This is a genomic window from bacterium (assembly GCA_030654305.1).
Classification (GTDB): domain Bacteria; phylum Krumholzibacteriota; class Krumholzibacteriia; order LZORAL124-64-63; family LZORAL124-64-63; genus PNOJ01.
Genome location: JAURXS010000387.1, coordinates 1 through 3336, shown reverse-complemented (window position 1 = coordinate 3336; position 3336 = coordinate 1). Strand labels below are relative to the sequence as shown.

The following is a 3336-nucleotide window of genomic DNA, read 5'->3' as shown; positions in this document are numbered from 1 at the left end:
AGAGCCGCCGGCCGGGGGCCGCCGACGCCGACCGGCGCCGCAACCGCGAGGATCGCCGCGATGCCTCCGCCGCCCGCGACCCCGACGCCGGCCGTGACCCCGACGCCGGCCGTGACCCCGACGATGGGGACCCCCCGCCGTACTGAGCGCTCGCGAACCTCCAGTTGCGAAAGTTCTTGACCGCATCGATCCTGTTGCTGTAGGATCGGTTCATCCCTGCAACAGGCTGGTCGCCCTGAGGCCCGCCGACCCTGGTCCCACCCAGCCGCTCCCCCCACGAAGCGACCGGCACTGCCGCGTTCCGCGTACCGCCCCGGATTACTGAACCGGCGGCCCGCGACGTCCTTGCAGCCGGGAGCCCGCGTGAACGCTCTTCGACACACCACCGCCGGAATCGCCGCCCTCGCCGTGGCGTGCCTGCTGTGCCTGCCGGTCGCGCCGGGCGGCAAGGCGACGGCGCAGGACCGTTCGCTGTCGCGCCTGGACGCCGGAGCGCCGCCGGACTCGCCGTTCACGGCGGCGGCGGACCGCGCGCGGCCTTCGGTGGTGAACATCCGCGTCGAGCGGGACCCCCGCGGCGGCCTGGATCTCGACCCGATGCAGGAGATGTACCGCGAGTTCTTCCCTGGCGGGCCGGGCGAGGGGACGCCCTTCGCGCCCCCCGGCAGCGGCACCGGTTTCGTCGTCAGCGAGGCCGGCCACATCCTGACCAACAACCACGTCGTCGACGGCGCCGACGTGGTGACCGTGCGGCTGAGCGGCGAGCAGCAGGCGGTCGTGGCGGAGGTCGTCGGGACCGATCCCGCGAGCGACCTCGCGGTGCTGAAGATCGACCGCGACGGCCTGACCCCGCTGGTCTTCGGCGACTCCGACCGCGTGCGCGTGGGCGACTGGGCGATCGCGGTGGGCAACCCCTTCGGCAACCTCGAGGGCAGCCTGACCGTGGGCGTCGTCAGCGCCAAGGGGCGGCGCGACCTGGCCATCCACGGCGGCGCGCCCCGGTACCAGGACTTCCTGCAGACCGACGCCGCCATCAACTTCGGCAACAGCGGCGGCCCCCTGCTGGATCTCGCCGGGCGCGTGATCGGCGTCAACACGGCCATCAACAGCGCCGGCCAGGGCATCGGCTTCGCCATCCCGAGCAACTACGCCCGCCGCGTCTTCGAGCAGATCGCGGCGCACGGCCGCGTCGTCCGCGGCTACCTGGGCGCCGTCACCAGCGACGCCGACGGCCAGGGACAGGTGCGGGGCGCGCTGGTCGAGACGGTGCTGCCCGGCACGCCCGCCGCGGACGCGGGCCTGTTGCCGGGCGACGTCGTCGTGGGCTTCGGCGGCCGGCCGGTGACCGGCGACCGGGACCTGCAGTTCCTGGTGGGGGACGCCGCCGTCGGGCGCGCCGCCGCCTGCCGCGTCCGGCGCGAAGGGTTCGAGATCGAGCTGTCGGTCGTCCCTACCGAGGAGCGTGCAGACGCCCCGGGCGCCGTTGCCGGGGACGGCGCCTGGCTGGGCATCGTCGCGCTGCCCGCCGCGGGGGACGACCCGCGGGTCGTCCGGTTGCGGGACGCGCTGGGCGCGCCCGCCGATCGGGGCATGATGATCGTCGCGGTCGAGCCGGGAAGCGCCGCCGCCGAGGCGGGCCTGCACCCCGGCGACGTGGTCCTGGAGGTCGACGGCCGGCCCGCCGACGGCGCCGCGGCCTGGCGCCGCTTGCAGCAGGAAGCCGGCGGCGGCGAGGGACCCGTCATGCTGAAGATCGTCTCGGGCGGGGTGGAAGGATTCCGGCTGCTCGAACGGCGGCCGGGTGCGAGGGAAGGCTAGTCCGGATCGCGGGGAGCCGCGCCCGGCCCGTCGGGCGCACCAACGCAGGAAGCGAGGAGGACGTCATGGCGAACAGACCATCGATCGTGCCCCCCATGCACGAGAAGAGCCTGGAAGTCTACTTCCGGGAGATCAACCGCTACGCCCTGCTGTCGCGCGAGGAGGAGGCGGACCTCGCCCGGCGCAGCCGCGCCGGCGATCGCGACGCCCTCCAGCGGCTCGTCAACGCGAACCTGCGCTTCGTGGTGACGGTGGCCAAGCGCTACGTCCACCAGGGGCTGACGCTGGCCGACCTGGTCAACGAGGGCAACCTCGGGCTGCTCAAGGCGGCCGATCGCTTCGACGAGACCCGCGGCTTCAAGTTCATCTCCTACGCCGTCTGGTGGATCCGCCAGTCGATCCTGCAGGCGCTGCTCGACCACTCGCGACTGGTGCGCCTGCCCCAGAACCAGACGGCCCAGCTGCTGAAGGTCAACCGGGCCCGCACGCAGCTGCAGAGCGAGGGCCAGGAGAACCCCTCGCCCGAGCAGATCGGGGCGATCCTCGGCCTGGCCACCGACGACGTGCGCCGCAGCCTGGAGCTCGGCGGCGGCGAGGTCGCCCTCGACGACGTCGAGGCGGGGGACCGGCCCCTGAGCGAGACGCTCACCGACGACGACCAGCCCCGCGCCGACGCCCGGCTGCTGGAGCGCGTCCTGCGCGAGGACGTGCGCCGCAGCCTGGCCGCGCTCAGCGAGCGCGAGGCGGCGGTCATCGTGCTCTACTACGGACTCGACGACGACGAGGCGCTGACGCTCGAGGCGATCGGCCGGCGCCTGGGGCTCACGCGCGAGCGCATCCGCCAGATCAAGGAGAAGGCCCTGCGCAAGATGCGCCAGTCGGCCGGCCGCGAGCTGCTGCGCGATTACGCCTGATCCCGGCCGGTCCGGCCGGGGTTCTCCTGTTGGCGGCCCCGGCGGCCTGTGCTATGGTCCGCTCGCCCGTGATCCGTTATCCCGGGAAGAGGAGCGCGCACCCGGCATGAGGCCCAGACCCGACGTCGACGCCCGACGGCGAACCGCCGCCGCGGCGCGGTTCATCATGTTCCTGCTCCTGGGGTTCGCGCCGGCCGCGCGCGCGGGCGTCGTGGTCGATCAGGTCCGTTTCTGGACCGCCCCCGACCATACCCGCGTCGTCCTGGACCTGTCGGGACCCGCCGGCTACGACCTGCGCCGCGTCACCGGTCCCGACCGCATCTCGATCAACATCGCCGCGGCCCGCTTCCGCGATGCGTCGACGCTCGAAGTCGGCGACGGCGCCCTGCTGCGCGTGCGCAAGAACGCCCTCTCGGGTCGCGCCCAGATCGTGCTGGACCTGGCCGGCGACCTGAAGTTCCGGCACTTCGCCTTGAAGGCGGCCGACGGCCGTCCCGAGCGCATCGTCATCGACGTCTTCCGGGCGGCCGGGGCGGCGCCCGCTCGGGTGACGGCGGCCGAGGTGCCCGCCGAACCTGCGGGCGGGACGGTGGCCGGCGACCCC

Annotated in this window: 3 protein-coding genes; all 3 read left to right on the top strand. The window is 74.0% G+C overall.

Going from position 1 to position 3336, the window contains the following annotated elements; translation table 11 throughout:
• The first annotated feature begins 363 nt into the window (after positions 1 to 363).
• On the top strand, positions 364 to 1818 hold the full coding sequence (locus tag Q7W29_11140; GenBank protein MDO9172371.1) for a trypsin-like peptidase domain-containing protein: 1455 nt from the start codon (positions 364 to 366) through the stop codon (positions 1816 to 1818).
• Positions 1819 to 1883: 65 nt separating this feature from the next.
• A complete protein-coding gene (locus Q7W29_11135) occupies positions 1884 to 2732 on the top strand; it encodes an RNA polymerase sigma factor RpoD/SigA (GenBank protein MDO9172370.1) in 849 nt (282 codons plus the stop codon).
• A gap of 106 nt (positions 2733 to 2838) precedes the next feature.
• Positions 2839 to 3336 (top strand): AMIN domain-containing protein (locus Q7W29_11130; GenBank protein MDO9172369.1); only part of this gene is annotated, 498 nt, incomplete at its 3' end.

What these genes read in the sequence shown, in the direction of transcription:
- Q7W29_11135 (MDO9172370.1), top strand. Translation starts at nt 1,884, where the DNA reads ATGGCGAACAGACCATCGATCGTGCCCCCCATGCACGAGAAGAGCCTG.